Below are 16354 nucleotides of genomic sequence, written 5' to 3'. Positions count from 1 at the left end.
AGGTGAGGACCACTCATGACACAAATTATTGCCGTAGCGAACCAAAAAGGTGGTGTTGGTAAAACAACTACCACAATTAATTTGGGCGCTTGCTTGGCAGATTTGGGACAGAAAGTTTTACTAATTGACGCTGATGCTCAAGGAAACGCCACAAGTGGGGTTGGAATTGAGAAGGGTACAATTGATAAAGATATCTATGATGTCTTAATTGATGAGTATCCGCTGGCGAAAGTCATTCAACCAACGCAACGTGAAAATTTAGATATTGTGCCCGCAACGATTCAGTTGGCCGGGGCAGAAATTGAATTAACAACGCGAATGGCCCGGGAATCACGTTTGAAAACAAGTCTCAAGGCGATTGAAGGACAGTATGATTTCATTTTGATTGATTGTCCACCGTCGCTAGGTAATTTAACGATTAATGCTTTTACGGCCAGTCATTCGATTTTAATCCCTGTACAAAGTGAGTATTATGCACTGGAAGGGCTAAGCCAGCTTTTAAATACGATTCACCTAGTTCAAAAACATTTCAATCCCCAACTCAAAATTGAAGGTGTCTTGTTAACCATGTATGATGCGCGAACTAATTTAGGTGCTGAAGTGGTGGCGGAAGTTCGCAAATATTTCCCGGAAAATGTTTACCAAACCATTATTCCGCGTAATGTTCGGCTATCGGAGGCACCCAGTCACGGGTTACCAATCATTGATTACGATCCCCGATCAAAGGGTGCAGAAGTCTACCAAAAATTGGCAAAGGAAGTGCTAACAGCCAATGGCAAATAAACAACATAAAAGTTTGGGCCGGGGAATGGACGCACTATTCGCGGACATCGATAATTTTGACGAAAAAAAAGCAACCGAAACGGTCGTTGAAATAGCGTTGCCGGATATTCGTCCCAATCCTTATCAGCCTAGGAAAATGTTTGATCAAACTGCGTTAAATGAACTCGCAGATTCAATTAAGAAGAATGGTGTTTTTCAACCAATTATTGTGCGCCAAAGTATTAACGGGTACGAAATTATTGCTGGTGAACGGCGTTTCCGTGCTTCAAAATTAGCCAATAAAACGATGATTCCGGCGATTGTGCGTGAAGCCGACGAAACACTTATGCTGGAAGTTGCCGTTTTAGAAAATTTACAGCGGGAAGACTTAACACCAATCGAAGAAGCCGAAGCCTACGCAACTTTGATGAAAAAGTTAAAGCTGACGCAAGCCCAAGTTTCCGCTCGTTTGGGTAAAAGTCGACCGTATATTGCCAATTATTTACGTTTGCAAACTTTGCCGACGGAAGTGAAGTTGTTACTTCAAGACCAGAAGCTGTCAATGGGGCAGGCCCGGACACTACTTGGCCTGCATGATAAGCATAAAATGGTAGCACTGGCCAAACGCACAGTAAAAGAAAGTTTGACTGTCCGCCAATTAGAGAAAATCGTAAACGAACTCAACGCCGAAAAGCCAGCAACAAAGGTAGCATTAGAGAAATCACCTTATCTGCGGGCTAGCGAAACACGCCTGCAGGATAAGTTTGGAACTAAAGTTAATATTGCAGCTCACGGTGAAAAAGGTAAAATTGAGATTGGTTATCTATCGACCGACGACCTTAATCGAATCTTAGAAATATTGGGTGTTATCGACGATTAAATGTAACCATTGAGGAGGCCGTTTAATGTTTGATTTAAATGACATTGTGGAAATGAAAAAGCCCCATGCGTGTGGAACAAACCGTTGGAAGATTATTCGGATGGGCGCCGATATTAAGATTCAATGTACAGGCTGTCAACACATTGTGCTCATGTCGCGCCGTGATTTTACCAAAAAAATGAAAAAAGTTTTGGAAAAAGCACCTAAAGATGAAAAAGATTAGCAAATGTTTTGTTTTATGCGAAAATGCAGTACAATCCTGATTTTTAGGCGGCTACGGTGAGCCTTTCTGCGTGGCTGGGAATATTATTTTAAATTAGAAAACTTAAAGAAGAGAGTGACATAAAAATGGCTTTAACAGCAGGTATCGTTGGGCTACCCAACGTTGGTAAGTCAACATTATTTAACGCAATTACAAAGGCCGGTGCCGAAATGGCGAATTATCCATTTGCAACAATCGACCCTAACGTTGGAATGGTGGAAGTTCCTGACAAGCGTCTGGATCGAATTCAGGAAATTATTCCGGCTAAAAAAGTTGTTCCAACTACTTTTGAATTTACAGATATCGCCGGAATCGTTAAGGGTGCTAGTAAAGGTGAAGGCCTTGGAAATAAATTCTTAGAGAATATTCGCCGTGTAGATGCGATCGTGCACGTTGTTCGGGCATTTGACGATGATAATATTACCTCAGTTACTGGAACTGTTGATCCGCTGGATGATATTGATACAATTAACTTGGAACTTGGTTTGGCCGATTTAGATAGTGTTAATAAACGATTGGTCAAAGTTGAACGTGATGCTAAGTCACGTGACAAGGACATACTTGCTGAGCTGGCTGTTCTGCAAAAAATTAAACCAGTACTTGAAAACGGCGATTCGGTTCGTTCAATTGAGTTTGATGAAGATGAACAAAGGATCGTCAAGGGGTTATTTTTATTAACTGCTAAGCCGGTTTTATACGTTGCTAATATCGCCGAAGATGATATGGCGGCGCCAGAAGAATCAAAGTACGTTAAGCAAATTGAAGATTACGCAAAAAAAGAAGGCGCCAAAACAATTGGTGTTTCAGCGAAAACCGAAGAGGAAATTGCAGAATTAGATGACGCTGACAAAGCAGATTTTCTTGAAGCGGAAGGGGTCGCGGAGTCTGGGCTAGATCGTTTAATCCGTGCTTCTTATCATTTATTAGGCCTAGGGACCTTCTTTACTGCTGGTGGCAAGGAAACCCGGGCTTGGACGTTTAAGCGTGGTATCAAGGCACCACAAGCAGCAGGTATTATTCATTCTGACTTTGAACGTGGCTTTATTCGTGCCGAAACCTTCTCATTTAGTGATTTGGATGAATTAGGTAGTATGGCGGCAGTTCGTGAGGCCGGCAAATTACGGCTTGAGGGAAAAGATTACGTTGTTCAAGATGGCGATATTATTGAATTCCGCTTTAACGTCTAACGGAAAAGCGGTATAAAGCACGGTTACACTAAATTAGCATGGAAAATACTAATAAAGGTATTTTCCAAACGCGACCTAAATAGAAAAAGACCAGTTTTGGCACGTCCAAGCTAATTTAAAAAATGCCTTTATAAAATAAATTTCTACAGCTGAAATAATCATCAAAAATAGGAGCGTGACAACGTGAGCGAAGAAGATGAATCAAAACGTAATGAAGGTGTACAAAAACACGATAAGCCGGCACCAAAAACGCCAACTGAAATGGTTGATCGTTTAACCAAACGGAATGCGGAATACATGTTTCGTTTGAAAAAGGCGTTAACGGAGACCAAGTTAACTGCGGAACAACAGACGCAAGCCTACAGTGAAATGTTACCCCAACTAATTGAAGGCCAAAAGAAGGGGCAAACGGCGCGCCAACAATTTGGTACGGTTACTGAACGTGTCCAAGCGATAGTTGATGGTCCCAAAAAGGGCCGCGAAGCCAATACTAATCGTTGGTTAGTGATGTTGGATAACACACTGATGATTTTCATGATTTTTACGTTAATGTATGGGATCACCGGAATGCTTTCAAAACAGCCGCAAAAAGAAGCAGCGATGGGTATCTTATCTCTAGTAATTGTTTCGCTTGCGGCTGGCTTTGGTTCCGAAGAATTAATGCGATTAATCGGACCACGCGATAAAAAGAAAAAGCGCATGGCTTGGTGGAAACTGTTATTAATGGGTGTTGGTGGCTTTATTGTTTTGATGTTGGTTTATATAGTAACATCAATGATTCCAGGTCCACTTAATGCCGTCTTACCAGGTGTTGTTTACTTAGTACTTGGTGCCTTAACCTTTGTGGTACGTTTGTACTTGAAGCGTCGGTTTAATATTCAAGGGACAATGTTTTAATACTTTTTAAATAAAAGATAGAAAATGCAAAAGGTGGCAGGACAAAATTCAATTTTGTCCTACCACCTTTTTATTGACCTCAAATATTTTTATTGATAACTGAACGTTACTGCTCTTTAGTTATCCCGTGGGACTTGAATGGTAGTTAGGTGATCTAACGTCATTCGTTGTTTAAGTGCATCGATAATTTTTATGCCGGAGCTAGTACCAATTCGTTCAGCACCTGCCGCCAACATAGCCAAAAAATCATCGGAGTTGCGAATGCCACCGGCGGCCTTGACCTTGACGTGTTCGCCAACAGTCTGTTTCATTAACCGAACGTCGGCCAAATTAGCGCCGCTTGGGCCGAATCCAGTTGCCGTTTTAATAAAATCGGGTTGAACATCACGGGCAATCTCAGCCATTTTTTGAATTTCGGCCTTAGTTAGGTAAGAATTTTCAAAAATCACTTTACACAAAATATTTTTTGAGTGACAGGCAGTGACAATTGTCTGCATTTCTTTTTCAAGGTAGGCGTAATTTTTGTTTCTTAATTCAGTAATGTTAATGACGTAGTCAATCTCGTCAGCACCGTTTTCAATAGCATCTTTAGTTTCAAAAAGTTTTGCGGCGATCGTTGTTTGGCCAAAGGGAAAACTAATTGCGGCACCGGTATGGATATCAGTACCTTGTAATAAATTAGCACAAAATTTAGTTTGAACTTGGTTGATTGCCACCATTTTGAAATGGTACTGGCGGGCTTCAGCGCAAAGCTTTCCCATATCACTAGGTGTTGCGTCAGCGTGTAGATTGGTGTGGTCAATGAATCGGGCGAATTGATCAAGTGTATATTCTGACATAATAAACCTCCAATTTAGTGTATATGAAAACCATAACCTTTCTAAGCAAGCGCTGTCAAATTAATATTAGGTGGCGGCCGAGCATGTTTGAAAAGGCCATTATCGCAAGTATAGTTAGGCCAAATATTAGTAAAAGTCATTTCCGAACACGACCTAAGTTAGTTTTTAAAAGAGTCACTTGTGATGTAGGCGGTATTCAAAATTAAATGTGTTTGCTATACTTAAACGACTAATAAAGAAATACCATAACAGCAAGAAAATATTTGTTTGGGACACTTTAACGCTGCAAAATTCAACTAAATCAGGCTTTAAGCGCGTTATCTAGCGCGCTTAAAAAAAGGAGGACACTTAGATGGCTACTATCTTATTTTTTGTAAAGATTCGAAAAAATGAATCAGTAAACGTTTACTAGAATGGTCGATTAGACAATGTTTTGATCGGCCATTAATAAAGGAGATCAAAATATGAAAGACAACTGGCAACACCGAGCATACCTATTTCTATTTAGCCAAAACATATCATTATTTGGTTCAATGGTGACTGGATTCGCAATTACTTGGTATATTTCGCTTAAAACTAATTCAGGTATCTGGCTTTCACTAGCAACAGTCTGTACACTTTTACCACAAATCATTGTGGCTCTGATAGGTGGAAGCCTAGCGGATCGCCATTCACGTAAGTGGTTAATTATTTTCTCTGACGGTGGGATTGCGTTGGCAACATTGGTTTTACTAATCCTGTTTAGTTTAGGCCAGCAAGCAATGTGGCTATTATTAGTTTTTGCAGCCATTCGCTCGATTGGCCAAGGATTACAGCAGCCTGCGGTCAGTTCGGCTTACCCGCAACTGGTGCCCAAAAGTAACCTCACGCAAATTAATGGTTTGAACCAAACCTTGATGTCACTATCGAACATACTGGCGCCGGTTATTGGGGGCCTAATTCTTGCAAATTTTAATCTAAAGTTTGCGTTTTTAATCGATATTGTTACAGCCATGGTCGAAATCGTTTGCTTATTAAGTCTTAAATTTCCACAGTTTATCCAAGTGGAAAATGAGCGGCCAACTATTCGTCAAACGCTGTTCGGTGGTCTGCGTTACGTTCAGCAGACAACCGTTTTAAAACATTTGTTATTTATTTATACAAGTACCTTTTTATTTATGGTGCCGGTCATGGTTTTAAGTTTACTGCTAATTCAACGGCGGTATGGTGCCACCGTTACTAATCTAACGTGGCAGGAAGTTATTTGGGCAAGTGGCTCGATTATTGGTGGATTGGTCATCACCAAACAAAAGAAATTTAAAAATAATCAACAAGTGTTAACTATCTCGGTCGCTCTTTTTGGCGTAATCATGGCAGCCATGGGAATTGTGCCAAACTTTATTGGTTATCTATTTTTGGCCTTTGGTTGTGGATTAATGATGCCTTATATGATGACCGCGCAAACAGTGATTATTCAAAATACAACGACGGAACAATGGATGGGGCGTATCTTTGCAGTTTTTCAGGTCGCCAGTAATCTGATGATTTTGGTTGGGACGCTCCTGTTTGGCCCACTTGCTGATTATTTACCAGTCCAATGGCTATTTATTCTCTGTGGTAGTTTGATGCTATTGTGTGCTTTGATTTATCGGCAAGTTACTAAGGTTGTTAAGCCGTAGATTAAAAAGCGATTAAAAATAATTGTTGACAGCTCATTGATATTACATTATTCTATTATCATTATCTTAATTTGAAGGGAGGTCATCATAGTGAATCAATTAAATAATCAATTAGTTCAGGTGGCCTCCGTAAATCAAAATACAGCCCTCCTACTCAAAAGCAAGGACCTAACAAAGTAATCTAACTTGTTTAGATGAAAAATGTTAAGCCCTTATTCTGCTTTTTAGTAATGAGGGCCCACGACTGTTTACCTCATTCCTAATCGAATGAGGTTTTTTTATTAGAAAAATGAGGGGGATAGCGATTATCGACTAGGTATAACAAACAACTAAAAAGGGAGATTGATTATGATGAAAAAAGGGACAAAACGAATTATGGGGATTATGGCGGCCATTTTATTAAGTGGTACTTTGGCGGGTTGTGGCAATGCAAGTTCCAGCAATAAAGGCAATGAGGCCGGCAAGACAATCAAAATTGGGGTCAATATGGAGTTGTCTGGGTCGGCCGCTGCCTACGGTAATACGCAAAAACAAGGGATTCAGTTAGCCGTTGATCAGATTAACCAAAAGGGTGGTATTAAAGTTGACGGTAAAAAGAAAAAGGTTCAATTAGTAGTTCGTGATAATAAAACAAATAGTTCGGAAGCAACTTCAGTCGCGGCAAAGTTAGTTAATAATGATAAGGTGGTTGCTGTTGTTGGGCCCGCGACAACTAACGCTGGTACCGCCGCAATTCCAAATATGACCAAGGCAGCCGTGCCACAAGTTAGTCCTTCCGCAACCGATCCAAATTATACCTTAGACAAAGATGGTAAGGTGCAACCGTATGTATTCCGGGCTTGTTATCAAAATAATTTCCAAGGTAAAACGGGTGCCAGTTTCACCGAAAATAATTTACACGCTAAGCGGGCCGTTATACTGGCTGATAAATCTAGTGATTACGGCACAGGTTTAACTGAGGCTTTTAAGAAAAATTATAAAGGCAAAGTTGTGATGACGCAGTATTTCCAGGAAGGTGATAAGGATTTTAATGCGGCCTTGACTCAATTAAAATCAAAGAAATTTGATGCTATTTACGTTCCAGGTTACTATTCTGAGATTGGCCTGATTATTAAACAAGCGCGGCAGATGGGAATTAAACAGCCAATCGTTGGAACTGATGGGATGGCCGATCCTAAATTAGCCCAGATCGCTGGTAACAAGAATGCAAATAATGTTTACTACACAACACCATTCTCCGCCAAAACGGCTACCGATGATACTCAGGTTCAGAGCTTTATGACGGCCTTCAAAAATAAATTTCACACAACGGCCCCAACTTTTTCGGCTTTAAGCTATGATTCGGTTTATATGATCAAACAGGCCATTGAAAAAGAAAATTCAACTAACTCAGTCAAAATTGCAACTGGTTTGGCCCATTTGAAAAACTTTAATGGCGTGACTGGTAAAACAACAATTGATAAGGAGCATAATCCGCAAAAGCCGATTGCCGTTGAACAATTAACTGACGGAAAAGTGACTAAGGCCTACGCAATTAAGTAGGTTTAACTGCTTGGCCAAGATTTATTAAGTGGCACCGGTATGTTAAACTTAATGTGGTGGTTCGAAAAATGCCCACCTAAAAAAACTAGAATCGAGGTTAGATTCATGGAAAAAACACAGATAAAGACGGCGACCTTAACGAAGGCTGGCTTAATTGCTGGACTGTACGTTGCAATTTCACTTGTAATTGCGCCTTATAGTTTTGGTGCCGTTCAGTTTCGTTTTGCAGAAATGTTCAATCATTTGGCCGTTTTTAATAAACGCTATATTTGGGCTTTGACGCTAGGCTGTTTAATTACTAATTTCTTTTCTCCGCTAGGTGTTATTGACGTTGTTTGTGGAACGTTGGGCACCTTAGTGATGACAACGATTAGTTATTTTGTCAGCCGTTACGTTAAATCTGTTGCGCTAAAACTGACGATTAGTACTGTAGTTTGCACGTTAGCAATGTGGAGCGTTGCCTTGGAATTACACGTTATTAATCACCTACCATTTTGGCCAACTTATTTGACGGTGGCTATTGGAGAATTGGCTTCAATGGTCGTTGGTGGTTTCTTGATTTATGCCGTTTCACGCCAAATTGATTTAACTAAATAAGATTTTAAACGGACAGATCAAAAATATTGGTTCTTGTAGATTAACTTAATTTATTGGTTAATTAAGTTGAATGCAGGCTGGTATTTTTGACCTGTTTTTTTGTGTCATTACAGGTGCCAATAAATAAGTTTCCTGATCTATTTTTAAGACTGCTAAAAAAATACGGGAAAGCTTTTATTGGGCCTCCTTTTCTGGTATATTAAGTTTATACGTAAATTAGAATGAATCTAATAAACTAGTGAGTATCATTAGTCTTAATTTTAGTAAGGAGAGGAACAAAATGCCAATTGATATTAATAATGCACAGGATGTCTATAAGGATGCCGGTGACAACATTAATTTTACAACATTATTATTAAAGCGTACGAACCAAGGCGCTGAACTGGAGGCAGTTCAAGAGCTGGCAGAACGAATTCCGGCCGTGATTCGTAGCATGAATGTGCGTTACCCGAAGGCCTATTTAAAGGTTACTTTTGGAATTGGCTCTAGTGCTTGGGATTACCTCTTTCCTGCAGCGGCTAAGCCCAAAGAGTTGGTTGATTTTGAGCAAATTGAAGGTCCTAAGTATACTGCTGTTGCCACACCGGGCGATCTTTTTTTCCACGTTCGTGCACATGAAATGGCGGTTGTTTATGAAGTGATGGACCAATTGATGCAATTTATCCGGCCGGTAACAACAGTGGCCGATGAAACGCACGGTTTTCGCTATTTTGAGGGTCGGGCCGTCATCGGTTTTATTGACGGAAGTGAAAATCCAGATCCAGGTGAAGCGGCCGAGTATGCATTAGTCGGTGATGAGGACCCAGAATTTATTGATGGTTCTTACGCCTTTGCCCAAAAATACATTCATAATATGAAGGCTTGGAATAAAACCACTACTGAGGATCAAGAAAAGACAATTGGGCGGAAAAAATATTCTGATTTAGAATTATCTGATGAAGAGAAAGCAAAGAACGCCCACAATGTTGTTTCGCAGGATAACGATGGTGGGGTAGAACATAAGATTGTTCGCATGAACGTTCCTTTTTCTAACCCCGGTAAGGAAGTTACGGGAACTTATTTTATTGGCTACGGTCATTACACAGTAACGCGGCGGATGTTAGAGAGCATGTTTACTAACAGCGACCGACTACTTGATTTCAGTACACCAATTACTGGCGCGGTATATTTTGTTCCTTCAAAATCCATTTTAGATAAGATTAGCGCTGGGGAACTTTAAGCTTGATTGAAACATACTGTTCACTTACATGGTTCGCAAAAGTAAAAAAGGCCACTTGATAGGAGGGCCTTTTTTGCTGCCCAAAATATACTTGTGGCTAAATGTGGCATACTAGATCGTAGTTTAAAATAATGTTACTAATAGCTTTCTAACCAATATCGAGAATTTAAACGGTTACTTTCCAGATAGAAAAATTTAAAGGAGCAAATAGCATGGAGAAGTGGTCACCACAAAAAATTAAATTGTTTCAGGAAAAATTATTAGATTGGTATGATCAAGAAGGTCGTGATTTACCTTGGCGTAAGGATCATGATCCCTATCATGTATGGGTTTCAGAAATCATGTTACAGCAAACGCAAGTTAAGACGGTGATTCCCTATTATCAACGATTCATGACGCTATTTCCAACGGTTAGTGCGCTGGCAGCGGCACCGGAGGATCAATTATTAAAGGCCTGGGAGGGGTTAGGCTATTACTCCCGGGTGCGAAATATGCAAAAGGCAGCTCAACAAATTATGGCCGATTATGGAGGACAGTGGCCGAATACTGCAGCTGAATTGCAAAAATTAAGTGGTATCGGGCCATATACGGCTGGCGCAATTGCTAGTATTGCCTTTGATGAAAAGGTTCCTGCAATTGACGGTAATGCATTTCGCGTTTTTTCACGATTATTTGAAGTTGATGTGGATATTACGAAACCACAAGCCCAGCCGGTTTTTTATTCACTTATTGAAGAAGTTATGCCGGCAGAACGGCCCGGAGACTTCAACCAAGCCATTATGGATCTAGGCTCAAGTTATATGACGGCCAAGAATCCAGATAGTGAGCACTCACCCGTGAAGGAATTTAATCAAGCTTATTTAGACGGTAAAGAATTGGCTTACCCAGTTCGGACAAAAAAGCCCCGCCCAGTGCCAGTTAATTACGTTGCGTTAGTTATTAAAACGCCGCAGGGCTATTTGTTAGAGCAACGTTCAAGTAAGGGAATGTTAGCCAACTTATGGACCTTCCCACTGGTGAAGTGGCAGGATTTAAGTGACGACGAGGATCTAAAAACGGTGGCACTTCCCCAGCTAGCGACAGATTATTTGGTTAGTACCAGCAATTTACGCTTGAAGTTCCGTTTATTACCGGCAAAAATAGTTACGCATACTTTTACCCACCAGAAATGGTCACTAACTTTATTATTTGCAGAAACAACCACCAAACAGGACCTAAGTTTCTTCCCCGGTCGTTTAATTAAGGCCAGCGATTTTGCCAGCGTAACTTGGCCCAAGGTACAACAAAAGCTATGGGATGAGTACCAGAAAAGTTTGTCCGTTGATTAAATGAAGTTGTTAAGTACAAATAATTGTGCTTTAGGTTGACCACCGCTATAATGATTTTATTTCCAAAAACTTTGGCATAATCTACCAAATAGATAACAATAAGTAATACTAAAGAATCTAGGAGGATCATTTAAAATGGCAAAATTAACTCAGGCGATGAAGGACATGCTAACCAATAATTTGGCTTATATTGCAACAGTAGATGATGATGGAAATCCGGATATTGGACCGAAAATGTCATTACGAGTGCTTGATGATTCGCATTTAATCTATAATGAAATGACGGCCAAGCAAACGATGCGCAACATTGCGACTAATGGTAAGGCAATTGTTGCTGCGGCGAGCCTAGATAATATGAAAGGTTTTCGTTTTGCCGGAACTGCCAAACTATATACGACTGGCCCGTACTTTGATAATGCTATGGAATGGGCGAAAGTAGGGCATCCAGCCCCTAAGTCTGCCGGAGTCATCACCATCGACAGAATTTATACATTGGATGCCGGACCATTAGCAGGCGAATTAGTTCAAGAATAATAAAGTGCGCGACTGGTTAAGATTATTGGCCGGTCGTGCTTTTTTTATGCCTTTTAGGACTTAAAGCAGGTACTGTTCCAAGATGGAGGGGTAAAAATGGCTAAAATAATACAGAGCACGGATGTTATTTACCAAGATAAATTAGGACTTACTTTGGATGTTTATCGAAATCAGGAGCAACAAAATGGTGGTGCTCTAATCGATTTACATGGTGGTGGCTGGTTTCGTGGTGATAAGGCTAAGGATCGTGACTTGGCCATGCAGTTGGCGCAACTGGGTTACCTAGTTGTGGTTCCTAACTATCGCTTAACGCCGCTTGCCTATTTTCCCGAACCAATTGCAGATGTAGCTGCCGTGGTGGAATGGCTTCGACAAAGTAAGGAGATTTTTGATCGGCAACGCATTGGTGCAATTGGATCTTCAGCGGGTGGTAATCTGGCCATCGAGTTAGCAATTCGTTATGGTATTCCCGCCGTTTCATGGTCAGGCATTATTGAAATCGATGACTGGCTAGAGAACCATAAGGACGTTGTTGCAGCTGCCGATACAAAACAAGATTTTGTGAAAACTGCCAGTGCAAAGATTAATCAAAGTGGCGCTAATGATTCGTTTTATAAATGGTTTGTTTTAAATTATTTAAAAAATAATGTTAAACAGGCCGGTGCAGCATCGCTAGTTCACCGTTTAAGTGTGACTACTGGCCCGTTATTTTTGGCAAATTCACTGAATGAGTTTGTGCCAACCGCTGGTGTTCTAAATCTACAACGCCGGTTAGTTGAATTAGGGGTGCCAACAATGACCAAATTATTGGCCGGTAGCGAACATGCTAAAGGCTATTTAGAACGGGTAATGCCCGCAACACAGGCATTTTTGGCTGAGTTTGTTTAGTCGGCGAGTGGTTAAAGGTTTATAAGGTAGGCAAAAATTTTTCTAGCGGCCGCTAGTAGTGGCAAGTTAGGCAACCGTTTCTTTTCCAAACACGACTTAAATTCAGGATTATTTTAATCAATATTTAACAATGAATTTAGTCTTGAAACACTAATTAAATACCGCTTTGAGCATGTCGAAACGTAGGTAGTCTTTAAAAACAGACTTGACAGATTAAAAAATAGCTACTATAGTTTTATTAAACTTTAATTTAAATATCATAATGTACTGACGAGAAGAGTAGCAATTGACCGAATTAAAAGAGACCTTCTGCTTGCTGCAAGGAAGGAATTGGGTGGTTGTGAAAATGAACTTTGAGTATGTAATTAGGTTCACGCTTAATTACCGTCTGGCCAACGATAAGTGGTCACTACTTTCGCGAATAGTGGGGTAGTTGAGGCGCTTTTTGCGTAAAAATAGGTGGTACCACGATTAATAATCGTCCTTGGATTCTTTGGAATCCAAGGACTTTTTTGTTGGTCTTGATCATATTTCAAAATATTTCTGTTAGTAATTCTGATCGATTTAATAAAAAATGAGCGCCTTTTAGGCACACTTTAATTTGTAAATTAATAAAGGAGATTTTTTCATGTCATTAACTGATTTGTTCCAAAAGAAAACGGTTTTCTCGTTCGAGGTTTTTCCACCCAAGGCAACAACACCGGCGGAAAAATTACAGGCAACCTTACATAACCTTCAAGCGATTCACCCCGATTTTATTTCGGTTACCTTGGGTGCGGGCGGCACTGGTCGCTATGGGGCAACGGTGGATATTGCCGATATGATTCAAAATCAATTAGGTATTACGGCTGTTTCGCATATTCCTGGTCTTTATTTGAGCGAGGATGATGTGCTAAATTTACTGCAAAAACTTGCCGAACGGAATGTTCACAACGTATTGGCTTTACGCGGTGATCGAGTTCCCGGCCGCGAACCACTAGGCGTATTTAAGCACGCGGATCAGTTAACCACCTTTATTAAACAAAATAGTGATTTCGACGTCATGGGTGCATGTTACCCTTATACGCATAAGGATGCGACGTCGGGCGTTGCTGACATTCAACATTTGGCCAATAAAGTAGCAGCCGGCGCAGACCATTTAATTTCGCAGATTTTCTTTGACAATAATCAATTTTATAATTTCCGTGAAAAGGCCGAACTGGCCGGAATTAATGTGCCGATTGAAGCTGGTATTATGCCAGTCACTAATAAACGGCAGATTGAAAATATCACCTCTGTTGCGGGTGTTCCTTTACCAGAAAAGTTCACCTGCATGATGGAACGTTACGCAGACAATAAAGAGGCGTTACGGGATGCTGGAATTGCCTACGCAATCGATCAGATCGTTGATTTAGTTGCTCAGGGGGTTGATGGTGTTCATCTATACACGATGAATAACAGTTACGTTGCGCAACGAATTTGGGACGCAACGGCCTCACTATTTCAGGCTTCGGCAACAACGACAAAGTAGCACTTTAACTTTACCCCCGGTATTGGACCGAAATTCAATACCGGGGGTTTTACTATGACCAAATATATTACGCAATTCAAGCTTTATGTTATTAAGGCCTAGCTGGCTTCTTCACTGGGCAGCAAATTGAATGCCGGCAAGTTCTAGTTGTTCTAAATAATGACTTAGGCCTGCCAATGGTCGACCTGAATAAAGGACAATTTTTGCTTTCTAGGTAATAGCAGTTTGGATCGCATGAATTGTAGTCGTTGTCAGCTCATTTTGTGAATTCAGTAAAATTCTACCAACTCCGATTGCAATCATTTTTATTGGCAGATGCGTTTTCTCCTTTTATCCTTGGTAGGATTAAACGGTTAATTCAATTTGATTGCCTTCAGGATCACAGACGACGCTTTCGTAATAGTTATCGCCAGTGACACGTGGCCCGCTCAAATGTTGATAGCCGGCTTCGGTAATTTTGGCTGATAATGTGTCAACGGCTTGTCTAGAACCTAAAGCAAAGGCCAAATGCTGATAACCCAGCGGATATCCAGTTAAGCGACTTGAATTGAGATCAGCCCGGGTGCAGACTTCTAAACGCGCACCATCTGAAAAAGTTAAAAACTGTGAAGTAAACGTTGTTCGCGGATTGTGATATTTTGCCGATGCCACAGCACCGAAGTATTTTTCGTAAAAAGAAACGGTTTGTTCAAGTTTTGATACAAATAATCCAACATGTTCAATTTTCATTATTTTCACCTCAAATAATTACTTTTGTAATAGCAGATTGTAAGAACCTAGAAGTTGGTGAAAAAGGTAATCCAAAAACGATTTTTAGGGATGAAAAAGAGGTCTAACGGTAATCTTTCACGCCTTTAGACCTCTTTGCTTATTCCTTTGCCGTTTTTTCTAACCATTCGGTATCGTCAGGGCTGCGGCTACCACGTTGATTTTTATCAATTGCAGCGATTTTGGCCATTTCTTCATCGGATAGGCTAAAATCAAAAATGTCGCGATTTTGTTGGATTCGATTTTCATGGATTGATTTTGGAATGACAATTTCACCACGTTGTACGTGCCAACGTAAAATGATTTGTGCCGTTGACTTGGCATGCTTTTTAGCCAATTCAGTTAAGGTAGGGTCATTAAGAACGTTGCCCTTTCCTTGACCTAACGGGCCCCAAGCCTCGTGGGCAATATTATGTTTTGCCATGAAGTCGTGTAGTTCTTTTTGCTGGAAGTAAGGGTGCGTTTCAATTTGGTTAACAACTGGAACAACCTCAGTGTGAGCCATTAGGTCTTCTAGATGGTGAATCTGGAAGTTAGAGACCCCAATTGCCCGAATTTTACCGGCGTGATACAGTTCTTCCATAGCTTTCCAACTCTCAATGTAGTTAGGACTTGGCCAGTGAATTAAATACATGTCCAGATAATCAACGCCTAATCGTTTCAAAGAAGCATTGAAGGCAGCCTTTGTTTCTTCATAGCCGTGATCGCTGTTCCATAGTTTAGAAGTAATGAACAAATCTTTGCGGTCAAGCTTGCTTTCTTTGATCGCCTCACCAACGGTCGTTTCATTTTCGTAAATCATTGCCGTATCAATGTGGCGGTAATCGGCGGCAAGCGCCCATTTAATCGATTGTTTGAGTTCGTTAGCGTCTTTGACTAAGAACACACCAAGACCGAGCTGGGGAATCTTAACACCGTTATTTAAAGTTACGTTAGGAATCTGATTATTCAAGTTGTGCCACTCCCTTTGTTAGTATTTGCTGGCTCATTTGCGTAAATTTGTTTGGAAAAAATAGAATCTAAGCGCCTTTCTAAACACTCTTTAGTTTAGCAGACTGGCCTTAAGCTTCAAATCTTTTCGTTTTATGGTAAGCTAATATTTGGGGGTTCAAATGGATAAAGAAAAAGATATGGCGCTAATCAATGCGGTTGTTGAAGCAGTATTAGCACCAGAATTTACTAAAATTCGGCGCTGGCTTGCCCAGCACCCTGAACCAGTGGGTGATCATTTAAAGTGGCAAGTATGGGTTGGCCACCGGCGGCAAGCAATTGGGCGTTATGAGGATAAAGTAACGAATACCACCGCAATTGCAATTCAGTCGGTTAATCAATTAGAAAAACAGCGCTCAATAAAAAAAGACAAGTAACTTCTGTTTTTCAGAAATTACTCGTCTTTTTTATTATGAACTAAAGGTTGAAAGTATCAAAATGGACCGTAACCATTGATGCCAAACGGTTATGGCACATTATATTACTAATTTCC

The 16354-nt window shown here is 40.5% G+C and carries 17 protein-coding genes; 14 read left to right on the top strand and 3 right to left on the bottom strand.

Annotated elements, in window-relative coordinates; translation table 11 throughout:
• Positions 1-15 precede the first annotated feature (15 nt).
• The 5 genes from EKM61_RS02195 to EKM61_RS02175 all read left to right on the top strand — a co-directional run bounded on the left by EKM61_RS02195 (position 16) and on the right by EKM61_RS02175 (position 3988).
• Positions 16-783, top strand: a complete 768-nt coding sequence (locus EKM61_RS02195) for a ParA family protein (RefSeq protein WP_068225779.1) — start codon at positions 16-18, stop codon at positions 781-783.
• Positions 773-1642: a ParB/RepB/Spo0J family partition protein gene (locus EKM61_RS02190; RefSeq protein WP_068225778.1), complete on the top strand. Its 870-nt coding sequence runs from the start codon at positions 773-775 to the stop codon at positions 1640-1642. The genes EKM61_RS02195 and EKM61_RS02190 overlap by 11 nt, the downstream gene beginning before the upstream one ends.
• Positions 1643-1667: 25 nt before the next feature.
• Positions 1668-1865, top strand: a complete 198-nt coding sequence (locus EKM61_RS02185; RefSeq protein WP_068225777.1) for a DUF951 domain-containing protein — start codon at positions 1668-1670, stop codon at positions 1863-1865.
• A 125-nt stretch (positions 1866-1990) separates the two neighbouring features.
• Entirely contained in the window at positions 1991-3091 is a 1101-nt protein-coding gene (gene ychF, locus EKM61_RS02180) for a redox-regulated ATPase YchF (RefSeq protein WP_068225776.1), read from the top strand.
• Positions 3092-3274: 183 nt separating this feature from the next.
• The gene (locus EKM61_RS02175; protein ID WP_068225775.1) at positions 3275-3988 is read left to right on the top strand and encodes a DUF1129 domain-containing protein; all 714 of its coding nucleotides are present in this window, start codon (positions 3275-3277) and stop codon (positions 3986-3988) included.
• A 116-nt stretch (positions 3989-4104) separates the two neighbouring features.
• On the opposite strand, the gene deoC is transcribed toward EKM61_RS02175, so the two are convergent.
• Positions 4105-4827: a deoxyribose-phosphate aldolase gene (deoC, locus tag EKM61_RS02170; protein ID WP_068279104.1), complete on the bottom strand. Its 723-nt coding sequence runs from the start codon at positions 4825-4827 to the stop codon at positions 4105-4107.
• Between the two features lie 464 nt (positions 4828-5291).
• On the opposite strand from deoC, the gene EKM61_RS02165 reads away from it, so the two are divergent.
• From EKM61_RS02165 to EKM61_RS02130, 8 genes are all read left to right on the top strand, one after another.
• Positions 5292-6485, top strand: coding sequence for an MFS transporter (locus EKM61_RS02165; protein ID WP_068225773.1), 1194 nt, complete (start codon positions 5292-5294; stop codon positions 6483-6485).
• 348 nt (positions 6486-6833) lie between these two features.
• Positions 6834-8027 (top strand): ABC transporter substrate-binding protein, encoded by a 1194-nt coding sequence (locus EKM61_RS02160; protein WP_068225772.1) that lies wholly within the window; start codon positions 6834-6836, stop codon positions 8025-8027.
• Between the two features lie 105 nt (positions 8028-8132).
• Positions 8133-8624 (top strand): QueT transporter family protein, encoded by a 492-nt coding sequence (locus EKM61_RS02155; RefSeq protein ID WP_068377120.1) that lies wholly within the window; start codon positions 8133-8135, stop codon positions 8622-8624.
• Positions 8625-8904: 280 nt separating this feature from the next.
• Positions 8905-9843 (top strand): Dyp-type peroxidase, encoded by a 939-nt coding sequence (locus tag EKM61_RS02150; protein WP_068225770.1) that lies wholly within the window; start codon positions 8905-8907, stop codon positions 9841-9843.
• A gap of 212 nt (positions 9844-10055) precedes the next feature.
• A complete protein-coding gene (gene mutY, locus EKM61_RS02145; RefSeq protein ID WP_068279096.1) occupies positions 10056-11171 on the top strand; it encodes an A/G-specific adenine glycosylase in 1116 nt (371 codons plus the stop codon).
• A 135-nt stretch (positions 11172-11306) separates the two neighbouring features.
• Entirely contained in the window at positions 11307-11705 is a 399-nt protein-coding gene (locus EKM61_RS02140; protein ID WP_068225768.1) for a pyridoxamine 5'-phosphate oxidase family protein, read from the top strand.
• A gap of 96 nt (positions 11706-11801) precedes the next feature.
• Positions 11802-12593, top strand: a complete 792-nt coding sequence (locus tag EKM61_RS02135) for an alpha/beta hydrolase family protein (protein ID WP_068225767.1) — start codon at positions 11802-11804, stop codon at positions 12591-12593.
• Between the two features lie 628 nt (positions 12594-13221).
• Positions 13222-14103 carry a methylenetetrahydrofolate reductase gene (locus EKM61_RS02130; protein ID WP_068225766.1) on the top strand — a complete coding sequence of 294 codons (882 nt, stop codon included), beginning with the start codon at positions 13222-13224 and terminating at the stop codon, positions 14101-14103.
• Between the two features lie 345 nt (positions 14104-14448).
• On the opposite strand, the gene EKM61_RS02125 is transcribed toward EKM61_RS02130, so the two are convergent.
• Together EKM61_RS02125 and EKM61_RS02120 are read right to left on the bottom strand one after the other, a co-directional pair.
• A complete protein-coding gene (locus EKM61_RS02125; protein ID WP_068225765.1) occupies positions 14449-14832 on the bottom strand; it encodes a VOC family protein in 384 nt (127 codons plus the stop codon).
• 139 nt (positions 14833-14971) lie between these two features.
• Positions 14972-15823, bottom strand: a complete 852-nt coding sequence (locus tag EKM61_RS02120) for an aldo/keto reductase (RefSeq protein WP_068225764.1) — start codon at positions 15821-15823, stop codon at positions 14972-14974.
• 160 nt (positions 15824-15983) lie between these two features.
• Here EKM61_RS02120 and EKM61_RS02115 point away from each other — a divergent pair, with 160 nt between their 5' ends.
• Positions 15984-16238, top strand: a complete 255-nt coding sequence (locus EKM61_RS02115) for a hypothetical protein (protein ID WP_068225763.1) — start codon at positions 15984-15986, stop codon at positions 16236-16238.
• Positions 16239-16354: the final 116 nt, after the last annotated feature.

Origin of the sequence: Loigolactobacillus backii (genome assembly GCF_003946275.1) — a bacterium.
GTDB lineage: Bacteria > Bacillota > Bacilli > Lactobacillales > Lactobacillaceae > Loigolactobacillus > Loigolactobacillus backii.
This window is presented reverse-complemented; position numbering and strand designations above follow the sequence as displayed.